Annotated in this window: 17 protein-coding genes and 1 riboswitch; of the genes, 7 read left to right on the forward strand and 10 right to left on the reverse strand. The window is 72.3% G+C overall.

The window, feature by feature from the left end:
- Positions 1 to 6 precede the first annotated feature (6 nt).
- Positions 7 to 1,623, reverse strand: a complete 1,617-nt coding sequence (locus tag ACZ6AA_RS07100; protein ID WP_468482366.1) for a GMC oxidoreductase — start codon at positions 1,621 to 1,623, stop codon at positions 7 to 9.
- A gap of 108 nt (positions 1,624 to 1,731) precedes the next feature.
- Positions 1,732 to 2,154: a Rid family hydrolase gene (locus ACZ6AA_RS07105; RefSeq protein WP_468458012.1), complete on the reverse strand. Its 423-nt coding sequence runs from the start codon at positions 2,152 to 2,154 to the stop codon at positions 1,732 to 1,734.
- A gap of 92 nt (positions 2,155 to 2,246) precedes the next feature.
- On the opposite strand from ACZ6AA_RS07105, the gene ACZ6AA_RS07110 reads away from it, so the two are divergent.
- Entirely contained in the window at positions 2,247 to 2,759 is a 513-nt protein-coding gene (locus ACZ6AA_RS07110; protein ID WP_468458010.1) for a MarR family winged helix-turn-helix transcriptional regulator, read from the forward strand.
- Between the two features lie 4 nt (positions 2,760 to 2,763).
- On the opposite strand, the gene ACZ6AA_RS07115 is transcribed toward ACZ6AA_RS07110, so the two are convergent.
- The gene (locus ACZ6AA_RS07115) at positions 2,764 to 3,174 is read right to left on the reverse strand and encodes a hypothetical protein (RefSeq protein ID WP_471456689.1); all 411 of its coding nucleotides are present in this window, start codon (positions 3,172 to 3,174) and stop codon (positions 2,764 to 2,766) included.
- A gap of 248 nt (positions 3,175 to 3,422) precedes the next feature.
- On the opposite strand from ACZ6AA_RS07115, the gene ACZ6AA_RS07120 reads away from it, so the two are divergent.
- From ACZ6AA_RS07120 to ACZ6AA_RS07130, 3 genes are read left to right on the forward strand one after another with little or no spacing between them, the layout of a single operon-like run.
- Positions 3,423 to 4,169 carry a TetR/AcrR family transcriptional regulator gene (locus tag ACZ6AA_RS07120; RefSeq protein ID WP_468482367.1) on the forward strand — a complete coding sequence of 249 codons (747 nt, stop codon included), beginning with the start codon at positions 3,423 to 3,425 and terminating at the stop codon, positions 4,167 to 4,169.
- A gap of 48 nt (positions 4,170 to 4,217) precedes the next feature.
- Positions 4,218 to 5,189, forward strand: a complete 972-nt coding sequence (locus ACZ6AA_RS07125) for an ATP-binding cassette domain-containing protein (protein WP_471456691.1) — start codon at positions 4,218 to 4,220, stop codon at positions 5,187 to 5,189.
- The gene (locus ACZ6AA_RS07130) at positions 5,186 to 5,977 is read left to right on the forward strand and encodes an ABC transporter permease (RefSeq protein ID WP_471456693.1); all 792 of its coding nucleotides are present in this window, start codon (positions 5,186 to 5,188) and stop codon (positions 5,975 to 5,977) included. The genes ACZ6AA_RS07125 and ACZ6AA_RS07130 overlap by 4 nt, the downstream gene beginning before the upstream one ends.
- Here ACZ6AA_RS07130 and ACZ6AA_RS07135 read toward each other — a convergent pair.
- From ACZ6AA_RS07135 to ACZ6AA_RS07150, 4 genes are all read right to left on the reverse strand, one after another.
- Positions 5,898 to 9,239: an ATP-binding protein gene (locus tag ACZ6AA_RS07135; RefSeq protein ID WP_471456695.1), complete on the reverse strand. Its 3,342-nt coding sequence runs from the start codon at positions 9,237 to 9,239 to the stop codon at positions 5,898 to 5,900. The genes ACZ6AA_RS07130 and ACZ6AA_RS07135 overlap by 80 nt on opposite strands.
- Positions 9,240 to 9,305: 66 nt before the next feature.
- Complete coding sequence (locus ACZ6AA_RS07140) at positions 9,306 to 10,451, reverse strand: bifunctional 2-methylcitrate synthase/citrate synthase (RefSeq protein WP_471456697.1); 1,146 nt, start codon at positions 10,449 to 10,451, stop codon at positions 9,306 to 9,308.
- A gap of 93 nt (positions 10,452 to 10,544) precedes the next feature.
- Entirely contained in the window at positions 10,545 to 11,450 is a 906-nt protein-coding gene (prpB, locus tag ACZ6AA_RS07145; protein ID WP_471456698.1) for a methylisocitrate lyase, read from the reverse strand.
- Entirely contained in the window at positions 11,450 to 12,967 is a 1,518-nt protein-coding gene (locus tag ACZ6AA_RS07150) for an MmgE/PrpD family protein (RefSeq protein WP_471456699.1), read from the reverse strand. The genes prpB and ACZ6AA_RS07150 overlap by 1 nt, the downstream gene beginning before the upstream one ends.
- Positions 12,968 to 13,197: 230 nt before the next feature.
- On the opposite strand from ACZ6AA_RS07150, the gene ACZ6AA_RS07155 reads away from it, so the two are divergent.
- Positions 13,198 to 14,637 carry a short-chain fatty acyl-CoA regulator family protein gene (locus ACZ6AA_RS07155; protein WP_471456701.1) on the forward strand — a complete coding sequence of 480 codons (1,440 nt, stop codon included), beginning with the start codon at positions 13,198 to 13,200 and terminating at the stop codon, positions 14,635 to 14,637.
- A 4-nt stretch (positions 14,638 to 14,641) separates the two neighbouring features.
- Here ACZ6AA_RS07155 and ACZ6AA_RS07160 read toward each other — a convergent pair whose 3' ends face one another.
- Positions 14,642 to 16,060 (reverse strand): short-chain fatty acyl-CoA regulator family protein, encoded by a 1,419-nt coding sequence (locus ACZ6AA_RS07160; protein WP_468457991.1) that lies wholly within the window; start codon positions 16,058 to 16,060, stop codon positions 14,642 to 14,644.
- Between the two features lie 427 nt (positions 16,061 to 16,487).
- Between ACZ6AA_RS07160 and aceA the strand changes: the two genes are divergently transcribed.
- Together aceA and metE are read left to right on the forward strand one after the other, a co-directional pair.
- Positions 16,488 to 17,774, forward strand: coding sequence for an isocitrate lyase (gene aceA / locus ACZ6AA_RS07165; RefSeq protein ID WP_468457989.1), 1,287 nt, complete (start codon positions 16,488 to 16,490; stop codon positions 17,772 to 17,774).
- Between the two features lie 95 nt (positions 17,775 to 17,869).
- Positions 17,870 to 18,088, forward strand: a riboswitch (cobalamin riboswitch).
- 162 nt (positions 18,089 to 18,250) lie between these two features.
- On the forward strand, positions 18,251 to 20,569 hold the full coding sequence (gene metE, locus ACZ6AA_RS07170) for a 5-methyltetrahydropteroyltriglutamate--homocysteine S-methyltransferase (protein WP_468457987.1): 2,319 nt from the start codon (positions 18,251 to 18,253) through the stop codon (positions 20,567 to 20,569).
- A gap of 51 nt (positions 20,570 to 20,620) precedes the next feature.
- Here metE and ACZ6AA_RS07175 read toward each other — a convergent pair whose 3' ends face one another.
- On the reverse strand, positions 20,621 to 22,948 hold the full coding sequence (locus ACZ6AA_RS07175; protein WP_471456704.1) for a transketolase-like TK C-terminal-containing protein: 2,328 nt from the start codon (positions 22,946 to 22,948) through the stop codon (positions 20,621 to 20,623).
- Between the two features lie 108 nt (positions 22,949 to 23,056).
- Positions 23,057 to 24,784 (reverse strand): citramalate synthase, encoded by a 1,728-nt coding sequence (gene cimA / locus ACZ6AA_RS07180; protein ID WP_468457983.1) that lies wholly within the window; start codon positions 24,782 to 24,784, stop codon positions 23,057 to 23,059.
- Positions 24,785 to 24,805 lie beyond the last annotated feature (21 nt).

Consider the following 24,805-nt stretch of genomic DNA (forward strand, 5'->3'; position numbering starts at 1 on the left):
AGGCGCCTACAGGTCAGCGGCGATGATCTTCTCGATGTTGCGTTCGGCGAGCGCCGTGATGGTGACGAACGGGTTGACGCTCGTGTTGCCGGGGATCAGGGCGCCGTCGATGACGTAGAGACCCGGATGGCCGTGCAGGCGGCCGTAGTTGTCGGTGGCCTTGTCGAGGACCGCGCCGCCGAGGGGGTGGTACGTGAGGTGGTCTCCCCAGATCTTGTACGTGCCGAAGAGGTCGGTGCGGTAGATCGTCCCCTCCTTTGCGTTGATCTTGTCGAAGATCGTCTTGGCGGCGTCGATCGACGGCTGCTTCCAGGCGGTCTGCCAGTCGAGTTCGGCCCGGCCCGCCGCGGCGTTCCAGGTGAACTGGGCGCGGTGCGGGTTCTTGGTGATCGACAGATAGAACGAGGCGTACGTCTCGATCCCGGTCGGCAGCGGTGCCACCTCGGCGAACGCGCCGCCCGCGGCCCAGTTGTCGATGCCCGCGGTGGGGATGGCCGACTGGAGGCTGCCGGTGGGGTCCCACAGGTGGTTGGCGCGCCCGCACATGACGTTGCCGTTGTCGCCCCAGCCCTTGCCGACCTCGCCGTTGAGGTGCGGCAGCGCGCCGGTGGCCCGTAGTTTCACCAGGAGCTTGCTGGTGCCGACGCTGCCCGCGGCGAAGAAGACCCTGTCGGCGGTCATGGCCTTGGTGGCGACGGTGTCGCCGGTGGTGTTGATCTGGTCGACCGTCACCGTGTAGCCGCCCCCGGCCGCCGGGGTCACCGAAGTGACCTTGTGCAGCGGGGAGATGGTGACGCGGCCGGTCGCCCGCGCGCGGGCGAGGTAGGTCTGCTGCAGGGACTTCTTGCCGTGGTTGTTGCCGTAGAGGATCTCCCCCGCGAGCGCCGACTTGGGGACGGTGCCCGCGGCCTCGCGCTTCATGTAGTCCCAGTCGTACACATCGGGCACGAACACGAAGGGGAAGCCGGAGCGCTGGGCGTGCTTGCGGCCGACGCGGGCGTACTTGTAGCACTCGGCCGTCTCGAACCACTCCGGGTCGATGACGTTCACGCCGAGGCCCGCGTTGGCGCGCGGGTAGTAGGTGTCGTACATCTCCCCCGCGCTCACCGAGGGCAGGACCGCGGCGAAGTTCTCGCGCTTCGGCGTGACCGCCATGCCGCCGTTGACGAGGGAACCGCCGCCCACGCCGCGGCCCTGGTAGACGGTGATGCCGCCGAACTCCTCGGCGTCCAGGATGCCGGTGTGGCGCGGGACGTTCCTGTCGATGGGGAAGCCGAGGAAGTTGCTCAGCGGCTGCTTGGTCTTGGTGCGCAGCCAGTAGGAACGGGCGTCCGGGCTCGTGGTGTTGGCGAAGATCTTGCCGTCGGACCCCGGGGTGTCCCAGGCCATGCCCATCTCCAGCATGTGCACGTCGACGCCCGCCTCGGCGAGCCGCAGAGCGGCGACGGAGCCGCCGTATCCGGTGCCGATCACCAGGACGGGGACGTTGGCGCCGTCGACGGCGCGGGCCACAGGCGCCTGCGCGGCGAGCGCCGCGGTGCCCAAAATAGAACCTGTTCCAACAATGAATCTTCGACGTGACAGACCATCAGACGCCTTGCCACGTAAGGGTGTACCGCTCATGTGACCTTCCTCACTCTTGACTGAATCGAAACGAGTTCTACTGCCGCCCGCACGGGAAGTCACGGCATACCTAAAAGTAACTTCTGTCCGATCTTGTACCGTCCGCACTCAGTCGCCGCGGCCGACGACGGCGGTGACCCGGATCTCGACCCGCATCTTCGGCGCCCCGAGCGCGGAGACACCGACCTCGGTCCAGATCGGCGCACGGCCCCCCATGCGCTCGCGGAACTGCTCGACCATCACGCGGTTGTGGGACTCACCGATCGCCTCGGCGGATTCGGGGATGTGGTACGAGTTCACAGCGATGACATCCCGCCAGGTGGCCCCGGCCTCGGCGAGGGTGCGCTCGACGTTCTCGAAGGCCTGGACGATCTCGTCCCGGAGGGCCTCGGGGAAGTTCCAGTCGTCGTCCCATCCGCCCTGACCTGAGGTCTCGACGCGGTCGCCGACGCGGACCGCCTGGTTGTAGTGCATGGCGGCGAGCTGTGTCTCGCCGTATCCGGGTGTCGCGAAGAACTCGGGCTTGCTCATGGCGGCCCCTCCTTTTTGACTTCAAGTGTGAAGTAAACGTAGCACCCATTTGCTTCACGCGTGAAGTGACCACCGTTCGGTATGGTGCGGACATGACCACCCGCGCGAACCCGAACCCCGGCAAGGACGCCACCGACGGCGCCGCCGAAGACGCGCTGTGGCTGTCGGCCCAGGAGAAGGAGGCCTGGACCGGCCTCGTCTCGCTGGCGCTGCTGCTTCCCGGACGCCTCGAGTCGCCGCTGCAGCAGGAGGCGGGTCTGACCCTGTTCGAGTACCTGGCCCTCAGTCATGTCTCGGAGGCTCCCGGGCGGCGCCTGCGGATGAGCGAGTTGGCCTATCTCGCCAACGGCTCGCTGTCACGCCTGTCCAACGTCGTCAAGCGGTTCGAGAAGCGTGGCTGGATGGAGCGGTCGCCCGACCCCGACGACGGCCGCTACACCATCGCCGCCCTCACCGACGCCGGGTACGACGTGGTCGCCGCCGCCGCCCCCACCCATGTCCGCTCGGTCCGACAGCTCGTGCTCGACCAGCTCACCGCCGCCGACCAGCAGGCACTCGCCCGGATCGCCGAGAAGCTGCGGGTGCGCCCGGCCGACCTGGCGTAGGACGTCACCGCGCCGCGGGCCGTCCGGAACGGGCACGGCGCAGGGCGAGGACGAGCGCGGCCCCGGCCGCGACGATCAGGCCCACGAAGACGGGGTGGATGTCCTTCGACAGGCTCTGCGCGCCGTCCGGCCGCACCAGCCAGATCGTGAGCGGGATCGCGAAGGAGACGGCCAGGAGGGCGGCGGCGGCGCGGACCGCGCGGTCGCGGACGCGGGTGAAGGCGCCGACCAGGGCGATGACGACCGGCACGCCCGAGATCAGGGCGAACTGCCCCAGGACCATGATCGGGACCGCCCAGGCGGAGATGGTCACCGCCCGCGGAATGCGGTGGGCCGTCGCCGCGGGTGACGCGGTGGGCGTGGAGGTGGAGGTGGGGGTGGGTGCGGAGGCGGGCGTGGAGGCGGAGGCTGACATGACGTTCCCCTCGTGTGCGGGTGGCCGGGCGGGCGGAGTCGGATGCGCGCACCAGAAGCGCAGATCAGAAGCGCGGATGGGAGGTGCGCGGTACGTCGCGTCGCATCGCGCCGCCCGGGTGATTAGTTGCTTTGCCGTTCGTTATAAGTTCTAACTCCCGCGACGGACTCTCGTCAATAGCTCCAGTGATAGCCTCTAACTAATTCTTGAGTGCATTGCAGCGGTGTGGGGCGAGAGGTGGCTGGGCCATGGCGGACACGGACACGAAGACCCCGCGCGAGCGGTACCGCGCGCAGGTGCGGACCGAGATCAAGGACCACGCCTGGGGGCAGATCGCCTCGGCGGGGGCGTCGGCGCTCTCCCTCAACGCGATCGCCAAGCAGATGGGGATGAGCGGGCCCGCGCTGTACCGGTACTACGCCAACCGCGACGAGCTGATCACCGAACTCATCAGGGACGGCTACCGCAGCCTCGCCGACACCTTCCACGCGACCGCCGCCTCCGGAGCCGACGTCGCCGCGCTCGCGCACGCCCTGCGCCACTGGGCGCTGGCCGACCCCCAGCGGTACTTCCTCCTCTACGGCACCCCCGTCCCCGGCTACCACGCGCCCGACGACACCACCGCGATCTCGTCGGAGATCATGGCGACGCTGCTCGACGCCTGCGCCGCGCTCCCCTCACCTCCGCCCTCTCCGCCCTCTCCGCCCTCTCCGCCGTCGGAGCAGCCCTCGGATCCCCGCGCGCAACAGTCCGCGAACAGCCCCGCGGCCGCGTTCAACGCCCACCTCGCGGACCACCGCCAGTGGGCGGGCGACCACCCCGCCCCGCCCGCGGTCCTGCACCGGGCCCTGACCTTCTGGACCCGGCTGCACGGCGTCCTGTCCCTGGAACTCGCCGGGCACTTCACGGGGATGAGCTTCGACGCCGAGCAGCTCTACGCGGCCGAGCTCGACGGCCTGCTCGTCGGCGATGGCGGACCGCGTACCGGGCACTGAAACCCTCTTGAAACCGCGCTGAATGCGGCCTGCCGCACCGTCTGCGGCATGACGACAACGACATCCCGCCCACTCGCCATCGCGGCCAAGGGGCTGCGCAAGGCCTACGGGGACAAGGGGGACAAGACGGTCCTCGACGGCATCGACCTGGCGGTGCCGACCGGCACCGTCTTCGCCCTGCTCGGTCCGAACGGCGCCGGCAAGACCACCGCCGTCAAGATCCTCTCCACCCTCATCACGGCGGACGCCGGTGACCTGCGGGTCGGCGGCCACGACCTGGCCGTCGACCCGCAGGCGGTGCGGGCCGCCATCGGCGTCACCGGGCAGTTCTCCGCCGTCGACGGGCTGATCACCGGCGAGGAGAACATGCTCCTCGTCGCGGACCTGCACCACCTCTCCCGCCGCGAGGGCCGCCGTACCAGCGCCGCACTGCTTGAGCGCTTCGACCTGGTGGCGGCCGCGAAGAAGCCCGCCGCCACCTACTCGGGCGGTATGCGGCGCCGCCTCGACATCGCCATGACGCTGGTCGGGGACCCGCGCATCATCTTCCTCGACGAGCCGACGACCGGACTCGACCCGCGCAGCCGCCACACCATGTGGGGCATCGTCCGCGAGCTGGTCGCCGACGGCGTCACCGTCTTCCTCACCACCCAGTACCTGGAGGAGGCCGACGAACTCGCCGACCGCATCGCGGTGTTGAACGACGGCAGGATCGCCGCCGAGGGCAGCGCCGACGAGCTGAAGCGGCTCATCCCGGGCGGGCATGTGCGGCTGCGCTTCACCGACCGGTCCGCGTACCGGTCCGCCGCCGTCGCCCTGCGCGAGGCCACCGCGGACGACGAGGCGCTGACGCTGCGGATCCCCAGCGACGGCAGCCAGCGCGAGCTGCGTTCCCTCCTCGACCGGCTGGACTCCGCCGGCATCGAGGCGGATCAGCTGACCGTGCACACCCCCGACCTCGACGACGTGTTCTTCGCCCTGACCGGCGGCGCCGACCAGCCCGTGGAGGCGGTCCGATGAGCTCCCTCTCCCCCGCCGTACGCGACTCGTACACGATGCTGCGCCGCAACCTGCTGCACGCGCGGCGCTATCCGTCGCTCACCCTGAACGTGCTCCTGATGCCGATCGTCCTGCTGCTGCTCTTCGTCTACATCTTCGGCGACGTGATGAGCGCGGGCATGGGTGGCGGTAGTGCCGACCGCGCCGAGTACATCGCCTATCTCGTCCCCGGCATCCTGCTGATGACCATCGGCAGCGCCCCGGCCGGGACGGCGGTGTCCGTCGCCATGGATATGACCGAGGGCATCATCGCCCGCTTCCGGACCATGGCGATCCATCGCGGTTCCGTGCTCATCGGGCACGTGATCGGCAGTGTGCTGCGGGCGATCATCAGCGTGGTCCTCGTGGGCGCGGTCGCCGTGGCCGTCGGCTTCCGGTCCACGGACGCCACGGTCGTGGAGTGGCTCGCGGCGCTCGGGCTGCTCGCGCTGGTCGCCACGGCGTTCACCTGGATCGCCGTGGGGATGGGTCTGGCCAGCCCGAACGTGGAGGCGGCCAGCAACAACGCGCTGCCGCTGATGATCCTGCCGTTCCTCTCCAGCGCCTTCGTCCCGGTCGACGCGATGCCCGGCTGGTTCCAGCCGGTCGCCGCATACCAGCCGTTCACGCCCGCCATCGAGACCCTGCGCGGGCTGCTGCTCGGCAGCGAGATCGGCAACGACGGGTGGATCACGGTCGCCTGGTGCCTCGGCCTGGGCACGCTGGGCTACTTCTGGTCGACGTCGCTGTTCCACCGCGACCCTCGATGAGCACGCGGGCCGCGTCCCGCAACTCCTCACGCCCCAGGGCGGCGTACTCCGACACCGCGTCGGCGTGGGCCGCCCTGTCGGCGTCCTCGGCCGCCCGCCGGGCGCGGGCGGCCGACATGGTCGGCTGGAACTCGCGCAGCACCCGGAGCCGTTCGGCGAGCGCGATCATCCGTACGGCCTCGGGTTCGACACCGCCGGACCCCAGCCCCGCCACGCCCAGCGCGTGCAGCACCGTCCCGTACACCGGCAGTTCCATGGGCGTGCGCGGCGGACCGGCGAGCAGCGTCCGCAGTCGTGCGCGCAGCCGGTCGACGGGCTCCGCGACCTGTTCGATCCGGTCGGCGTACGCGTGCGCCGTCACCGCGGCCGCCTGGATCTGCAGCGCCCACGGATCGATCCAGGGATCGGCGTGGTACATGGATCGGGTGTGGGAGAGCCGCTCCATCGCGCCGCGCCAGAGTGCGAGCCCGGTCTCCGTCCGCCCCCGTGCGAGCGCGATCTCGGCGCGCACGCCGATGTCGGGGCTGTAGAAGCTGTCCTGCAGCGCCGCGGTGCCGTCCACCTGCCGCAGCCAGTGCTCCGCCTCGTCGAAGTCGCCGCGCTGCACGCAGGCGAGGGCGAGGCCGGAGCGGATGCCGATGTAGTCGCGCTCGTCGCCGAGTTGCGGCAGCACCTCCAGGGCGGCCTTCAAATTGCCGTACGCGGCCTCTCCCTGCCCCGTCTTCAGGCACAGCTCGCTCAGCCGGGAGTGGCTCACGACCCACACGGTCGGGTTGTCGACCGACGCCAGGACGGCGATCATCCGGTGCGCCGAGGCGAGCGCGCGGTCGATGTCGTGCTGGTACTCCCAGACGTACGTGGCGACGCACTCGGCGATCCCCGCGACCAGCGGCCGCTCGCTGGCGCAGAGCCCGCCCAGCACGGCGTGGTCGGGAGGCCGCATCTCGGGGACCGCGCTCAGCACCACGGCGGTGGCGCGCAGCAGCGTGTCCGGCGGGGCCGGGGGCAGCCGCCGCAGGGTGACGAGCTGACGCAGGACGTGCGAGCCGTTGAAGAGGCTCCCCGTGCACAACACCGCTGCGGCGCGGGCGACTTCGACGTACGCGGGTTCGGGGTGGTAGTGCGACAGGGGCGGGCCGGTGTCGGCGGCGAGCGCGGCGAGGCGCGGGTAGTTGGAGTCGGTGGACCACAGGGCGGCGAGGACGGCGGTGACGGCGGCCGTGGTGGGGCCGTCGGCGCGGGCGAGGGCGTGCCGCAGCGCCGCCACGAGGTTGTCCTGCTCGGCCTTGACGCGCTCCCAGGTGGCCAGGGGCTCCGGGCCGAGGAGCACGTCGTGGTGGGCGACGCCGAAGTCCCGCGCCCAGGCGAGGAACCGGCCGACGGCCTCCTCTTCGCCACCCGCCGGGGCCAACTCGCCCCGCCTCGCCGCGAGTCCACCACCCGCCACCGTCGCCTCCCCGCCCGCCACCGCGGGCCCGCCATCCAGCTCCGCACGTCCCCGGCCCGCCACCGCGCCTTCCCGCCCCTCTTCCGCGGCCTCCCCGCCCACCTCCACCAGCCGTGCCGCCCCGAACTCCCGTACCGTCTCCAGCATCCGGAACCGCACGCCGACCGGCGTGTCGGCGACCGTGAGGAGCGACTGGTCCGCCAGCTGCTCCAGGAGCGCCAGCGCGTCCTCGCCCAGGACCTGTTCGGCCGCGTCCCCGCTGAAGCCGCCGGGGAAGACGGACAGCGTGCGCAGCGCGGCCCTGGCGTCCCGCGTCAGCAGGTTCCAGCTCCACTCGACGACGGCGTGCAGCGTACGGTGCCGCTCCGGCGTGTCCCGGGCCCCGCCGCGCAGCAGCGCGAACCGGTCGCCGAGGCGGCGGGCGATGTCCGGCACGGACAGGACCCGGACCCGCGCGGCGGCCAACTCCACGGCGAGGGGCAGCCCGTCGAGGTGGCGGCACAGCTCGGCCACCGCGTCCGGAGGCAGCAGCACGCCGGGCCGGGCGGCCCGGGCCCGCTGGGTGAACAGCTCGACGGAGGTGTCGAGGCCGAGTTCCGGCAGGGCGTACACCGCCTCCGACGTGAGGTCGAGCGGGGCCCTGCTGGTGGCGAGCACGGTGAGGTCCCGGGAGGAGGAGACGAGGGCGTGCACGAGGTCGGCGGCGCCGCGGATGACGTGTTCGCAGTTGTCGAGGACCAGCAGGGCGGGCCCGGTTCCGAGCACGCCGAGGATGCCGGTCACGGGGTCGACCGGGGTGGGGCCGGGCACGGAGCCGTGTCGACCCTCGCCCGCGCCGAGCGCGGCGGCCACCTCCACGGCGACGTCCTGGTCGGCGGTGACACCGGCGAGCGGCACGAAGTACACCACGCGCTGCTCGGCCCGGCGGCTGACGGCGTGCGCGAGCCGGGTCTTGCCGAGCCCGCCGGGACCGACGACGGTGACGGCCCGGGAGGCGCGCAGCAGCCGCTCGACCTGCGCGATGTCCTCGTCCCTGCCGAGGAGTCGGTTCGGCTCGTGCGGCACACCGTGCCTGACCACCGGCGCCTCGCCGCGCAGCAGCTCCCGCTGCACGGCCTTGAGCCCGGCGCCCGGATCGGCGCCGAGGTCGTCGCGCAGTTCGCGGCGGTACGTCTCGTAGCGTGTCAGCGCGGCGGCCGGGCCCGCCGTCGCCGCCGTGCCGCGCAGCAGTTCGGCGAGCACCTCCTCGTCGCGGGGTTGCGCGGCGGCGGCCGCGGCCAGTGGTCCGGCCGCCTCCGCGTGACGGCCGAGGCGGGCGAGCGCGAGGGCCCGGGCGCGGACGAGCGCGTCGCGGACGGGGGCTCGCTCGGCGCGCAGCGCGGACACGGGGTCGGAGGTGTCACCGGGGTCGCCCCCGGCGTCCGGGGTCCCCGGCCAGAGCGCGAGCCCGGCCTCGGCGGCGGCGAGGGATCCGGCGTGGTCCCCGGCCCTGGCCCGGTCCGCGCTCGCGGCGGCGTGCAGCGGCAGGGCGGAGCTGTCGACCTGGTCCTCGGTGAGGGCGAGCCGGTAGCCGGTCGAGGTGCTCACGATGGTGTCGGCGCCGAGCTGGGCCCGCGCCCTGGACACGAGGACCTGCACCGCCTTCCCCGGCCGCTCCGGGCGCTCGTCCGGCCACAGCCCCGCCACCAGGCGTTCGGTGCTGCGGCCGGTGCGCAGGTCGCCCGCGAGCAGCGCGAGGAGGCCGCGGATGCGGGGCGCGGTGACCTCCTGCCCGCGATGGGCGACACGCGACAGCAGGGTCAGGTCAGGGCTCATCCGTGCACATTAGCCAAGGTGGCAGCGGGCTCGACGCGGCGGTGAGCGCGGCTTCCGGGGCGGGGGTCAGGGGCGGGTCGGCACGGTCCGCTGCCCACGCCCGGTGTAGGCGCCGAGGGGGCGGATCAGCGCGTTGTGGGCGAGTTGTTCGGTGATGTGGGCGGTCCAGCCGGTGATGCGGCTCATCACGAACAGGGGCGTGAAGGTGGGGATGTCGAAGCCCATCAGGTGGTAGGCGAGACCGGCGGGGTAGTCGAGGTTGGGGTGGAGGCCCTTGCGGGTGGTCATGGCGTCCCGCAGGGCCGTGTGCAGGGCGGCGAGGCGGGTGGCGTCCGGGGCGTCGGCGTGGGCGACGAGCCGGTCGGTGGCCTCCTGCATGATCGGTACGCGGGAGTCGCCGTCCTTGTAGACACGGTGACCGAATCCCATGATCCTGCGCCGCGCGGCGAGTGCCTCGTCGAGCCACGCCTCGGCCCGTTCGGGTGCGCCGATCTCGTTGAGCATGTGCATCACGGCTTCGTTGGCGCCGCCGTGCAGGGGGCCCTTGAGGGCGCCGATGGCGGCGGTGACGGCGCTGTAGAGGTCGGAGAGGGTGGAGGTGACGACGCGTGCGGTGAACGTCGAGGCGTTGAAGCTGTGTTCGGCGTACAGGACGAGGGAGATCTCGAAGCAGCGGACCACCTCCGGCTCGGGGACGCGGCCGAAGCACATGTGGAAGAAGTTCTCGGCGTACCCGAGGGAGGCGTCGGGCTGGATCGGGGTGAGGCCCCGGCGCCTGCGGTGGTCGGCGGCGACCACGGTCGGCAGCTTCGCGAGCAGCGCGAGGGACTTGCTGAGGTTGGCCGCCGGGGTGCCGTCGTCCTCGGCGGGGTCCTCGGCGCCGAAGAAGCTGACGGCCGTGCGCAGGACGTCCATGGGGTGGCAGGTCTCGGGAAGCCGGGCCAGGAGTTCCGCGGTGGTGCGGTCCAGGGGGCGCAGGGCGCGTTCGCGGGCCCGGAACGCGCCCAGCTGGTCGGGGTCGGGAAGCTCGCCGTGCCAGAGCAGGTGGGCGACTTCCTCGAAGGAGCAGCGGGCGGCCAGGTCCTGCACCGGGTAGCCGCGGTAGGTGAGGGAGTTGGTCTCCTGGATGACGGTGGAGATCTCGGTGGTGTCGGCGACGACTCCGGCGAGGCCGCGGCGGATGTCCGTCCGGGCGGGTGTGGCTGTGGTCATGCGGGGCTCCTCGGGCAGAGGCTGCGGGCCGGGCGGGGGGAACAGGGGGCGGCCGCCCGGTGGAAGAAGGCGGCGGGCTCGGGCGTGCGGACGTCAGACGCCCGGCGGGAGGTGGAAGTCGAAGACGGCCGAGTCGAAGGCCGCGTACTCCTCGTAGCCGAGCACTTCGTAGAGCCGGGAGCGGGTCTGCATGCGCGGGACGAGCGACTCCTGGGTACCCTCGGCGGCGAGGGTGCGCAGTCCCTCCTCGACGGCTCCCATCGCGAGCCGGAAGAAGGTGACCGGGTACAGGGCGATGTTGTAGCCGAGGTTCTCCAGGGCGGCCGCGGTCAGCAGCGGGCCCTTGCCGAACTCCGTCATGTTGGCGAGCAGCGGTACGTCGACGGCCTCGCGGAACGCCTCGAACTCGGCCTCGCCCAGGAGGGCTTCGGGGAAGATCGCGTCGGCGCCCGCGTCGACGTACGCCTTCGCCCGGTCGATCGCGGCGGCCAGGCCCTCCACGCCGCGCGCGTCGGTGCGGGCCATGAGCAGGAAGCCGGGGTCGCGGCGGGCGTCGGCCGCCGCGCGGACCCGCTGCGCCATGTCGGCGGTCGGCACGAGCGTCTTGCCGTCGAGGTGTCCGCAGCGCTTGACGGCGATCTGATCCTCCAGATGCATCCCGGCGAGCCCGGCGTCCTCGAAGAGCTGTGTGCTGCGGGCGGCGTTGAGGGGCGCCCCGAAGCCGGTGTCGGCGTCGATGAGGACGGGCAGGTCGGTGACGCGGGTGAACTGCTGGGCGCGGGCGGCGATCTCGGTGGCGGTGGTGAGGCCGATGTCGGGCAGGCACAGTTCGGCGGCGAGGACGCCGCCGGAGAGGTAGGCGGCCTCGAAGCCGTGCTTCTCGATGAGCTTCGCCGCGTACGGGTTGATGGCTCCCGGCATCCGAAGGAGCCGTCCGGAGGCGAGCCGCGCGCGCAGGTCGTGGCGGCGTTCGGCGGGGGTGGTGCGGGTGTGCAGCATCAGAACAGGCCCTTCGGGAGCTCGCTGTCGTACGCGGCGACGGCGGCGGTGTCGACGGCCGGGAAGAGGCCCGCGAGTCCGGCCGTGTCCAGCTCGGCCAGTCGGCTGGCCGTGTCCAGGAAGGCGTCCCGCGCGTCCGGCGTGACGACGCCTTCGGTGAGGGTGCGGAACTTGGCGGTGTAGCCGTCGCGGTCGAACGGGCGGGCTCCGGCCGGATGGGCGTCGGCGACGGCGAGTTCGTCCTCGACGACCGTGCCGTCGTCGAGGGTGATCACGGCGCGGCCGCCGAAGGCACGGCGCCCGGGGTCGGGGTCGTGGTAGCGGCGGGTCCACTCCGGCTCCTCCACGGTGGAGATCTTCCGCCAGAGGTCCACGGTGTCCGGGCGGCGGGCCCGGTCGGGGGCGTAGGAGCGTTCGTGGTGCCAGGTGCCGTCCTGGAGGGCGACGGCGAAGATGTACGGCACCGAGTGGTCGAGCGTCTCGCGGCTGGCCGTCGGGTCGTACTTCTGCGGGTCGTTCGCGCCGGAGCCGATGACGTGGTGGGTGTGGTGGCTGGTGTGCAGGACGACGGAGCGGACCCGGTCGAGGGGGCCGGTCCTCTCGCGCAGCCGCCGCGCGAGGTCGATGATCGCCTGCGCCTGGTACTCGGCCGAGTGCTCCTTGGTGTAGGTGTCGAGGATCGCGCGGCGCGGTTCGCCCGGCTCGGGCAGGGCGACGGTGTACGACGCCTTGGGTCCGTCGAGCATCCAGGCGAGGAAGCCGTCCTCGCCCTCGTAGATCGGCGCCGGGGCGCCTTCTCCGCGCATCGCCCGGTCCACGGCCTCGATCGCCGCCTTCCCCGCGAAGGCGGGGGCGAACGCCTTCCAGCTGGAGATCTCGCCCTTGCGGGACTGCCGCGTCGCGGTCGTGGTGTGCACCGCCTGCCCGACGGCCTGGTGCACGGTCGACGTCGGCAGCCGCAGCAGGGCACCGAGTCCGCAGACCGTGGCCGCGCTGAGGTGCGCGACATGGTCGATGCGGTGCGCGTGCAGGCAGATGCCCTTGACGAGCGCGACGTGGATCTCGTACGCGGCGACGATGCCGCGCAGCAGGTCGGCGCCGGAGCGGCCGGTGTGCTGGGCGACGGCGAGCAGCGGCGGGATGTTGTCGCCGGGGTGGGAGTAGTCGGCCGCCAAGTACGTGTCGTGGAAGTCGAGTTCGCGCACCGCCGTGCCGTTGGCCCAGGCCGCCCACGCGGGTGGGACCCGGGCGGGGCTGCCGAAGACGGTGGCGCCGGGGGTGGTCGCCGGGTGGGCGGTGGCCTGGGCGCGGGCCACGGCGACCGGGCGGCGCAGCAGTGAGGCCAGGGCGACCGAGGCGTTGTCGATCACCCGGTTGACGGCCATGGCGGCGGCCGCCGGGTCCAGGTCGGCGGCCTCCTGGGTGCCGGTGGCGACGGCGGCGAGCTTCCAGGCCAACTGCTCCTCGCCGGGCAGCCGTTCGGCGCTGGCGTGGACGCGTATCCGATGGTCGATCACGGGACTCCTCGCGGTGCACGACTGAGCGGAACCTCCCCCGGCCCGGGGGAGGTTCGCGCCTTCCGCACCGATCATTCCCACCGCCGGGCCCGCGGGCGACGGCTCCAATCTGTGAAATCCGTACCGCCGATGGCTGCGAAACTGCGAATTCTGCGAAAGATGCGGATGGTAACTTCGCAACAACGGACCGACCGGGCGCCGCCCGCGGAGAAGGAAGGAGCGCGGCACTCATGGCACGGCCTCCCGCACGGAAGATCTACGCACACGCCAAGCTGCGGAGGCTGCGCGCCGAGCGCGGCATGAACCAGGTCGAGCTGGCCCGCTCGCTCGGGATCTCCACGAGCTATCTCAATCAGATCGAGCACAGCCAGCGCCCGCTGACCGCGCCGGTCCTGCTGCGCATCGCCGAAGTGCTCGGCGTGGAACCCGAGTTCTTCTCGGAGGCGGCGGAGGAGCGGCTCGCCACCGATCTGCGGGCGGCCCTGAGCGACGAGGCCACCGGCGTGTCCGCCACCGCGGAGGAGGCCGTCGAGGTGGCCCGCGACCATCCCGAGGTGGCCCGCGCCCTGGTGGCCCTGCACCACCGCTACCGGGACGCCGCCGAGCAGGTCGCCGCCCTCGCCTCGGCCGACACGCCGGGCGTCGCCCTGCCCCCGGCCGAACCGCACGACGAGGTGCGGGACTTCTTCTACGCCCACCACAACCACTTCGAGCCGCTCGACGGCGCGGCGGAACGCGCGGCGCGGGAGTGGGACCTCGCGTCGGCCCGCCCGGCCACGGACGTCCTGGAGCGGCGCCTGGCCGACCACCATCACGTCACGGTGGTGCGGGCGGCCCCCGAACGCGCGGCGGACGCCCGGCGCTTCGACCCGACGAGCCGCCTGCTGTTCCTCTCCCCCTGGCTGACCGAGGGCCAGCGCGCCTTCCAACTCGCCACCCAGATCGCCCTGTTGGAGTACCGACCCCTGCTCGACACGCTGGTCGACGCGGCCGGGCCGACCTCCGCGCAGGCCGCGGCGCTGACCCGCATCGGCCTCGCGAACTACTTCGCCGGTGCCCTGCTCATGCCGTACGCGGCCTTCCTCGCCGCCGCGGAGGAGCTGCGCTACGACATCGAGCTGCTCCAGGCGCGGTTCGGCGTCGGCTTCGAGACGGTCTGCCACCGCCTCAGCACGCTCCAGCGCTCCGGGCGGCGCGGGGTGCCCTTCTCGTTCCTGCGCGTGGACCGCGCGGGCAACGTCTCCAAGCGGCAGTCCGCCACCGACTTCCACTTCTCCCGGCTCGGCGGCACCTGCCCGCTGTGGACGGTGTACGAGGCGTTCTCCGCGCCCGGCCGGATCCTCACCCAGGTCGCCGAAATGCCCGACGGCAAGCGCTACTTCTGGGTGGCGCGCACGGTCACCCGGGGCGGCGGCGGACATCACGCGCCGCGCGCCGAGTTCGCCGTCGCCCTGGGCTGCGAACTGCGCCACGCGCACCGCCTGGTCTACGCGGAGGGCGTCGCCCTGGAGGACCCGCGCGCGGCGACCCCGATCGGTCTGGGCTGCCGCCTCTGTGAACGCCGCGACTGCGCCCAGCGGGCCCGGCCCCCGGCCGGCGGGCGCCTGGCGGTCGACCCCGACCGGCGGACGTACGTGCCGTATCCCGTCGAGACGTCGGGCGGCGCCTGACCCGTCAGATCGTGCCCTCCCGGGCGCCCACCACCGGGTAGGGCACGAAGGTGCTGCTGTTCTCGTCGATCGCGAGGCGCCGGTCCAGCGGGGGGACGGCCCGTTGGGGGCAGTCGGTGCGTTCGCAGAGGCGGCAGCCCATGCCGATGGGGACGGCGGCCGAGGTGTTGTCGAGGTCGAGGCCGTCGGAGTAGACGAGCCGGGAGGCGTGCCGGATCTCGCAGCCGAGGCCGATGGCGAAGGTCTTGCCGGGTTCGCCCCAGCCGCCGCGGTGCCGGGTGAGCGCCCGCGCGGTCCACAGGTAGCGCTGCCCGTCCGGCATGGCGGCGACCTGGACGTGGATGCGGCCGGGCGCGGCGAACGCCTCGTACACGTTCCACAGCGGGCAGGTGCCGCCCGCGCGGGAGAAGTGGAACGCGGTGGCGGACTGGCGTTTGGACATGTTGCCCGCGCGGTCGACCCGGACGAAGGAGAACGGGACGCCGCGCAGCCGGGGCCGTTGCAGGGTGCTGAGGCGGTGGCAGATCGTCTCGTAGCCGAGCCCGAAGTGGTCGCAGAGCCGCTCGATGTCGTAGCGGAACTCCTCCGCCGCGGCGTGGAAGCGGCGGTAGGGCAGGATCAGGGCGGCGGCGAAGTAGTTGGCGATGCCGATGCGGGCCAGCGGCCAGGCCGCGGAGTCCGGCTCGAAGTCCTCCGAGGCGAGGGCGGAGACCTGGTCCGTGTGTTCGAGCAGCGCGAGCTGGGTGGCCATGCGGAACGCCTGCTGGCCGGGGCGCAGCCGGCCGGAGAGGTGCAGGACGCGGGCCGCCGGGTCGTAGTGGTGCAGGAGCTGGTCGGAGTCCGCGGCGATGCGCACGCCGTGGCGTTCGGTGAGGCGCGCGGACAGGACCCGGACGACCTCGCCGGGGCGGATGCCGATCTCCGCCGCGAACCGCTCGGCGGCGAGGTCGATGTCATGCAGGTAGTTCTGGCGCCGGTAGAAGAACTCGCGGATCTCCTCGTGGGCGGAGCGCGGCTGCGCCACCGGGCCCGGGCCCCGCCCCTCCGCCGCTTCGGCGAGCTGCTCGGTGAGGCGCTGGTTGCGGCGGCCGAGGTCCACCAGGAGCGTGGCCACGGCGGGCATGCGGGAGGCGAGGTCCGAGAGGTCGGACGCCGACACCTGGCCGGTGGAGACCTCGCCGGTGAGGGCGTCCCGCAGGTCGGCCACCAGCCTGCTGGTGTCGCGTTCGGAGAAGAAGCCCGGGTCGACGCCGAACGCCTCGGTCAGGCGCAGCAGGACCGGCACGGTGAGCGGGCGGGAGTCGTGCTCCATCTGGTTCAGATAGCTCGGCGAGATGGCGAGGGTCCGGGCCAGGTCGGCCTGGCTCATCCGGCGTTCCTCGCGCAGCCGTCGCAGCCGCGCTCCCGCGTACGTCTTGCTCACTCGTGACTCCCGTCCCGCTCGCTCATCCGCGGCTTCCGTCCCCCGGCCATCCGCAGGCTTCTGTCCCCTCGGGCATCCGCGGCTCCCCCCGTCGGGCATGCCCGCGATCGTAGTCACGCAGACCCGCCCCACCAGCCTTGACAAACTTGGCAAAACCGCCGCAGAAGATTCGCAGAAGTTGGCAGCCCTCCTCGCTTGCTGGCACTCAGTGCCGATGCCACAGTCGAACCGCGGCCCGCCGGACTCCGTCGGGCGGAGCGGAACCGGGGCGCGAACTCCTGCCCTGACGTCGGAGATCCCGGCCCTTCCGCCCGACACGGCAGCATTGCTCACCTGTCCACACACGGATCCGGCGGGCCGCACCACAGATCAATCAGGCACTCAGTGCCAGATATTCGCACAGTTCACGAATCTCCGGGAGACGGTCATGGCACAGGCAGGGACGACGACGGCGACGGCCGAGGAGCTCGCGCGACGGTGGGCGACCGACCCGCGGTGGCAGGGGATCGAGCGCACCTACAGCGCCGCGGACGTCGTGCGGCTCTCGGGCAGCGTCCGCGAGGAGCACACCCTGGCCCGGCGCGGCGCCGAGCGGCTGTGGCGCCAACTGCACGAGCTCGACTACGTGCACGCGCTCGGCGCGCTGACCGGCGGCCAGGCCGTGCAGCAGGTCAAGGCGGGGTTGCAGGCGATCTACCTGTCCGGCTGGCAGGTGGCCGCCGACGCCAACCAGGCCGGGCACACCTACCCCGACCAGTCGCTCTACCCTGCCAACTCCGTTCCGCAGGTGGTCCGCCGCATCAACAACGCGCTGCTGCGCGCCGACCAGATCGCCACCAGCGAGGGCGACTCCGCCGTGGACTGGCTGGCCCCGATCGTGGCCGACGCCGAGGCCGGTTTCGGCGGCCCGCTGAACGCCTTCGAGCTGACCAAGGCGATGATCGCGGCGGGCGCGGCCGGCATCCACTACGAGGACCAACTCGCCTCGGAGAAGAAGTGCGGCCACCTCGGCGGCAAGGTCCTCGTCCCCACCGGCCAACACGTGCGCACCCTCAACGCGGCCCGCCTCGCCGCCGACATCGCCGATGTGCCGACCCTGATCGTCGCCCGCACCGACGCGCTCGCCGCCAACCTCCTCACCAGCGACGTCGACGAGCGCGACGCCGAGTTCGTGACCGGCGAGCGGACGGCCGAGGGCTTCTACCGCGTCCGCAACGGCATGGCCCCCGTCATCGCGCGCGGCCTCGCCTACGCCCCGTACGCCGACCTCATCTGGGTCGAGACCGGCACCCCCGACCTCGCCCAGGCCCGCGAGTTCGCCGAGGCCGTCCACGCCGAGCACCCCGACCAGATGCTGGCGTACAACTGCTCGCCGTCCTTCAACTGGAAGGCCGCGCTGGACGACGACCAGATCGCCAAGTTCCAGCGCGAACTGGGCGCCATGGGCTACAAGTTCCAGTTCATCACCCTGGCCGGATTCCACTCCCTCAACCACGGCATGTTCGACCTCGCCCGCGGCTACGCCGACCACGGCATGACCGCGTACGTGGACCTGCAGGAGAAGGAGTTCGCCGCGCAGGAGCACGGCTTCACCGCCGTCAAGCACCAGCGCGAGGTCGGCACCGGCTACTTCGACCTGGTGTCCACCGCGGTCAACCCGGCCTCCTCCACCACCGCGCTCTCCGGCTCCACCGAGGAGGAGCAGTTCCACTAGGGTGCGCCGCGCCGGGCCGAGAGGCCCGGCGCACGCGTGTCTCATCTCACGTTCCGGAATGTGAACAGTGCTGCCCAGGAGCGCGCCCACCCTCTAATCTGACGCGTGCAGCTGGTTCGCCCTGTCCGCCAGGCAGGCGCGTCGTAAGAGGGAACCCGGTGGGAATCCGGGACTGCCCCGCAGCGGTGAGCGGGAACGACCGCCGTCACACGCACTGGGCCCGATGAACGGGGCCTGGGAAGCGACGGCCAGTAGGTGTCTGCCCGGCAGACGTGCCCGCGAGTCCGAAGACCTGCCCGTTGCCCGTACGTGACCGATCGCGTGCGGATATCCCGGTGACCTCGTGGGCGGGTCGGCGTACATACCAGACGGAGCACCGTGCCAGTGGCGTGTGTGTGGTCCGTCTTGTTCGTCATCCCTTCGCGTCCGCGTCCCGTCCCGGGATTCTCAGGAGTCATCTCGCGAAGGAGATTTCCGTGACAGCGAAGTCCGCAGCCGCGGCAGCACGGGCCACCGTGTACGGCTACCCCCGTCAGGGCGCAGGCCGTGAACTCAAGAAGGCGATCGAGGGGTACTGGAAGGGCCGCGTCACCGCCGACGCCCTCAACCGGGCCGCGACGGACCTGCGCCGCTCCACCTGGCAGCGCCTGGCGGCGGCCGGTGTCCACGAGGTGCCGACCGGCGACTTCTCGTACTACGACCACGTCCTGGACACCAGTGTCATGGTCGGCGCCGTCCCCCGGCGGCACCGCTCCGCCGTCGACGCCGACCCGCTCGACGGCTACTTCGCCATGGCCCGCGGCACCCAGGACGTCGCGCCGCTCGAGATGACCAAGTGGTTCGACACCAACTACCACTACCTCGTGCCGGAGCTCGGCCCCGACACCGTCTTCAGCGCCGACTCCACCAAGCAGGTCGCCGAGTTCAAGGAAGCCCTCGCGCTCGGCCTCGCCGCCCGCCCGGTCCTGGTCGGCCCCGTCACCTATCTGCTGCTCGCCAAGCCCGCGCCCGGCGTGGCCGCGGACTTCGAGCCGCTGACGCTCCTGGACCGGCTCCTGCCCGTGTACGCCGAGGTCCTCGCGGACCTGCGCGCGGCCGGCGCCGAGTGGGTGCAGCTCGACGAGCCCGCCCTGGTCCAGGACCGCACCCCGGCCGACCTGAACGCCGCCGAGCGCGCCTACCGCGACCTCGGCGCCCTCACCGACCGGCCGAAGCTCCTCGTCGCCTCCTACTTCGACCGGCTCGGCGACGCCCTGCCGGTCCTGGCGAAGGCCCCGATCGACGGCCTCGCGCTCGACTTCACCGACGCGGCCGCCGCCAACCTCGACGCGCTCGCGGCGGTGGGCGGACTGCCCGGCAAGCGCCTCGTCGCCGGTGTCGTCAACGGCCGCAACATCTGGATCAACGACCTGGAGAAGTCCCTGTCGACCCTCGGGACGCTCCTCGGCCTCGCCGACCAGGTCGACGTCGCCGCGTCCTGCTCGCTCCTGCACGTCCCGATCGACGCCGCGGCCGAGCGGGACATCGACCCGCAGATCCTGCGCTGGCTCGCCTTCGCCCAGCAGAAGACCGGCGAGATCGTCACCCTGGCCAAGGGCCTCGCCCAGGGCACGGACACCATCGCCGCCGAACTCGCCGCGAACCGGGCCGACCTGGCCTCCCGCGCCGGTTCCGCGATCACCCACGACCCGGCCGTCCGGGCCAGGGCCGCGGCCGTCACCGACGCCGACGGGCGCCGCTCCCAGCCGTACGCCACGCGGGCCGCCGCCCAGCGTGCCCACCTCGGCCTGCCGCTGCTCCCCACGACCACCATCGGCTCGTTCCCGCAGACCACGGAGTTGCGCACGGCCCGCGCCGACCTGCGCGCGGGGCGCATCGACACCGTCGGGTACGAGCAGCGCATCGAGCACGAGATCCGCGAGGTCATCTCCTTCCAGGAGAAGACCGGCATCGACGTCCTGGTGCACGGCGAGCCCGAGCGCAACGACATGGTGCAGTACTTCGCCGAGCAGCTCACCGGCTATCTCGCCACGCAGCACGGCTGGGTCCAGTCGTACGGCACCCGCTATGTGCGCCCGCCGGTCCTCGCCGGCGACATCTCCCGCCCCGAGCCGATGACGGTGCGCTGGACGTCGTACGCCAACTCCCTGACGGAGCGCCCGGTCAAGGGCATGCTCACCGGGCCCGTGACCATGCTCGCCTGGTCCTTCGTGCGCGACGACCAGCCGCTCGGCGACACCGCGCGCCAGGTGGCCCTCGCCCTGCGCGACGAGGTGAACGACCTGGAGGCGGCGGGCACTTCGGTCATCCAGGTCGACGAGCCCGCCCTGCGCGAGACGCTGCCGCTGCGCGCCGCCGACCGCCCGGCCTATCTGGACTGGGCCACCGAGTCCTTCCGCCTCACCACCAGTGGGGTGCGGCCCGACACCCAGATCCACACCCACATGTGCTACGCGGAGTTCGGCGACATCGTCCAGGCCATCGACGACCTCGACGCCGACGTCATCAGCCTGGAGGCCGCCCGCTCGCACATGCAGGTGGCCCGCGAACTGGCCGAGCACGGCTATCCGCGCGAGGCGGGCCCGGGCGTCTACGACATCCACTCCCCGCGCGTGCCCGGCACGGAGGAGGCCGCGGCCCTGCTGCGCAAGGGACTTGAGGCCATCCCCGCCGAGCGCCTGTGGGTCAACCCGGACTGCGGCCTGAAGACCCGCGGCTGGCCCGAGACCCGTGCCTCGCTGGAGAACCTGGTCGCGGCGGCCCGCACGGTCCGCGGGGAGCTGTCCGCGTCCTGACCGCCGTCCCTCCCGGGGCCGGGGCACCCGTGGGTGCCCCGGCCCCGGGTCTCAGTCGGTGACGTCGAGGGCGGCGGCCACGATGCTGTCGGCGTCGATCCCGTGGTGCCGGTAGACGTCGGTGAGCGAACCGGACTGGCCGAACCCCGTGACGCCGAGTGCGCTGGTGGCGACCTTGTTCACCGTGGCCAGGAACGACAGCGTGTGCGGATGACCGTCGAGAACCGTGACCAACGGTGTGGCGCGGTCCGCGGGGAACACCTGGTCCAGGATCCAGCTGTCGGCCTGCTCGTCGTGGCCCTGCCGGGCGCGCAGGGCTCGGTACAGCAGATCGGGGCTCGTCACGCAGACGACGTCGGCGGCCACCTGCTCCTGCTCCAGCCGGTCGGCCGCGGCCAGGGCCTCCGTGACCACGGCCCCCATGGCCACGATGGTCACCTGCGCGCCGGTGCGCCGCCGCAGCGGGTAGGCCCCAGCCACGACTTGGCGGCGGCGCCGCTCCCGAGCGGCCGGATCGGCCGGGACGGCGGCCAGCGACTGGTCCACGGGACGGGTGGAAAGGCGCAGGTAGGAGGAGCTGCCGTCGGCGCGGCCCAGCCGGGAGAGGCAGGCGAGCAGGGCCCATTCGGTGTCGATCGCGAAGGCCGGTTCGTACGTCACGCACCCCGGCTGTTGCAGGCCGATCGACGGGGTCTTGAGGGACTGGTGGGCTCCGCCCTCGGCGGCGAGGGAGACGCCGGACGGGGTGCCGACGAGGAGGGACTGTCCGCCCGCGTAGATTCCGTAGGACCAGGGTTCCAGCGCCCGTTCGATGAACGGGTCGTACAGGACTCCGATCGGCAGCAAGGGCTCGCCCCAGCGGCTCCAGGTCGCGCCGAGTTCGGACAGCAGGCCCACCAGGTTGGTCTCGGCGATGCCCAGTTCGATGTGCTGTCCGGTGGGCTTCTCGCGCCAGTGCAGGATGGTCTCCGCGTCGTCGGCGAACCAGTCCCGGCGTTCCCGCGGGGACCAGACGCCCACCTTGTTCACCCAGCCCCCGAGGTTGGTCGTGGAGCTGACGTCCGGGCTGACGGTCACGATCCTGCGGGCGGCTCCGGGGGCCTGCCGGGTCAGGTCGAGCAGGACGCGGCCCAGGGCCGCCTGTGTGGTGCCCGTTCCCTTGGGGGTGCGGCCGAAGTCCGTGGGCAGTTCGGGCGGCACGGACTGCTTGACGGCAGGGCGGCGCAGCAGTTCGCCCGTCTTCCCGCACAGACGGTGCGCCTCGCCGGTGGCGGGGAGGGCACGCCACGGGTCGTCCGGGTGCGCGCCGACGCGGGCGGCGAGGTCCCGCATCTCCTGCGTGGTCAGGAGCGCCGAGTGGTTCTGCGGATGCCCCTTCGTCGCCAGGCGGTGGCCCTTGACGGTGTACGCGAGGACGACGGTCGGCCGGGTGTCGTCGATCGCGGTGAAGGCGGCGTCGAGGGCGTGCAGGTCGTGGCCGCCGAGGTGGGCCACCGCTTCGACGAGGGTGTCGTCGTCGACATCGGCGATCAGTTCGGCGATGCGGGGTGCGGCCGGTCCGGTGCCGGGCAGTCGCCGGCGCAGTTCGGGGCCCTCGCAGCGCAGCAGCCGCTGGTACTCGGGGTTGGTCATCTCGTCGAGGCGCAGGCGGAGTTCGTCGCCGCCGGGGCGGGCGAAGATCTCCTCCAGCAACCGGCCGTACTTCACCGTCAGGACCTGCCACCCGGCGGCGGCGAACATGCCGCGGAGCTTCTCGGCCGCGATGCCGGGCACGACCCGGTCCAGCGACTGCCGGTTCATGTCGACGACCCAGACGATCTCGCCGAGGTCGGCCACCGCCGGGTCGAGGACCGCCTCCCAGATCGCTCCCTCGTCCAGCTCGGCGTCGCCGAGCAGCGAGTACTGGCGTCCCGTGCCCGGATCGCCCCCCGCCGACGCCGTGTAGCGGCGTGCGAGAGCGCCCCAGATCGTGGCGGTGGCGCCGATGCCGACCGACCCGGTCGAGTAGTCCACCGGGTCCGGGTCCTTGGTCCTGCTCGGGTAGCTCTGCAGGCCCCCGAACTCCCGCAGCCGCGTCAGATACGAGGCGTCGAGCTCCCCGAGCAGGTGGTTGATCGCATGGAGCACGGGGGACGCGTGCGGCTTCACCGAGACCCGGTCCTCGGGCCGCAGATGCCGGAACCACAACAACGTCATGATCGACACCATGGACGCGGACGAGGCCTGGTGCCCGCCGACCTTGAGGCCGGACGGATTCGGGCGCACCCGGTTGGCGTGGTGGACGATCGCCGAGGAGAGCCACAGCACCCGGTCCTCTATCTCGGCCAGAACCTCAAGCTCCGCGCCGACCGGTGGCGCGCCGGTCGTGGAGTCATTCATCGTCGAACCTCTTCCGCATGATTCCTGCATGTTCCTGTGTTCCTCGGGCCCTTCGAGCGATTCGTCCGGGCGGGCCGGGCCGGTACGCGGTGTGCCTCGTGGCGTGCCTCAAGGGCTGGGGACAGTCGCCTTGGTCTTCGCGCGGGAGCGTGCGTCGCTCAAGGCCTTGTGGGTGAGGCCGTCGCGGAGCGCGAGCAGGGCGGCCGCGGCCACGCCGGTGTGGACGCCGACGGTGGTCCACTCGCGTTCCGCGTCCCGGGTGACGACGAGCACGCGGGTCACGGCGGGGCCGCCGGAAGCGCTGTCGAGGACGCGCACGCTGTGGCCGACGAGGGCGGTCTCCGCGACCCACGGCAGACACGGGGCGAGTGCGCGGCGCAGGGCCGAGTCCAGGGCGCCGACCGGCCCTTCGCCCTCGGACGTCGCACCGACTTCCCTGGCGCCTCCCCCGGGGGGACGGCCGCCGTCGGGGGTCGGCGTATCGTCGGAGGCGCCCGCAGACTGTTCCACCCGCAGCCGCACGCTCGCCTCGAAGGTGACGCGGTCGTCCGTGGCACGGCGCTCGACGACCTGGTAGGTCAGGGGCGTGAAGGCCTGGGGATGCCGTCGCGTTCCGTTCGCGGCCGTGTCGGCCAGTTCCTCGTGCAGGAGCAGTTCGAGCGACGCGTCGGCGGCCTCGAAGGACCAGCCGTCTGCCTCCAGTCGCTTGACGCGGGTGACGGCGCGGGTGACGGCCTCCGTGTCCTGGATGTCGAGGCCGAGTTGAAGGCACTTCAGCTCCAGGCTGGCGCGCCCGGCCATCTCCGTCACCAGGATGCGGGACGCGTTGCCGACGACGTCCGGGTCGATGTGCTGATAGAGCCCGGGATCGACCTTCATCGCGCTGGCGTGCAGGCCCGCCTTGTGCGCGAAGGCGGCGGCGCCCACATAGGGCTGGTGGCGGTCGGGGCTGACGTGGGCGGTCGCGGCCAGGGCCTGGGCGGTCCTGGTGAGTTCGGGCAGTCGCTCCTGCGGCAGCACGGGCAGGTCCAGCTTGGTGGCGAGGTTCCCGATGACCGCGAACAGGTCCGCGTTGCCCGTGCGTTCGCCGTAGCCGTTGCCGGTGCACTGGACGTGGGTGGCGCCGGCCTCGACGGCCGCGATCGTGTTGGCCACGGCGCATCCGGTGTCGTCCTGGCAGTGGATGCCGATCCGGAATCCGGTGCGCTCGATGACCTGGGCGACGGTGTCGGCGAGACGGCCGGGGAGCTGGCCTCCGTTGGTGTCGCAGAGCACGGCGACGTCGGCGCCCGCCGCCATGGCCGCGTCCAGGACGCGCAGCGCGGTGTCGGGGTCGTCGGCGTACCCGTCGAAGAAGTGCTCGCCGTCGAGGAACACCCTGCGCCCCTCGGCCGCGAGGAAGCGGACGGTGTCCCGGACCATCGCGCAGTTCTCCGCCACGTCCGTGCGCAGCGCACGCTCGATGTGTCGCCTGTCGGTCTTGGCGACCAGGGTGATCACCGGGGCGTGCGACTCCAGCAGCGCGCGGACCTGCGGGTCCTGGTCCGCTCTGCGGCCCGCCTTGCGCGTGCTGCCGAAGGCGACCAGCGCCGCGTGTCTCAGGTCGAGTTCGGTGGCGGCGCGCGCGAAGAAGGCGGTGTCCTTGGGCAGGGCGCCGGGCCAGCCGCCTTCGATGAAGCCGACACCGAGCGAGTCCAGTAAGCGGGCCGTGGCGAGTTTGTCGTGGACGGAGTAGGAGATTCCCTCGCCCTGCGCGCCGTCGCGCAGGGTGGTGTCGTAGAGGTGGAAGCTGTCGCCGAGCGGGGTTTCGGCCGGTGTGGTGCGCGTGTGAGTCACCGGGCGTCCTTCCTGAGCGGT

This window comes from Streptomyces sp. NPDC040610 (genome assembly GCF_055594065.1).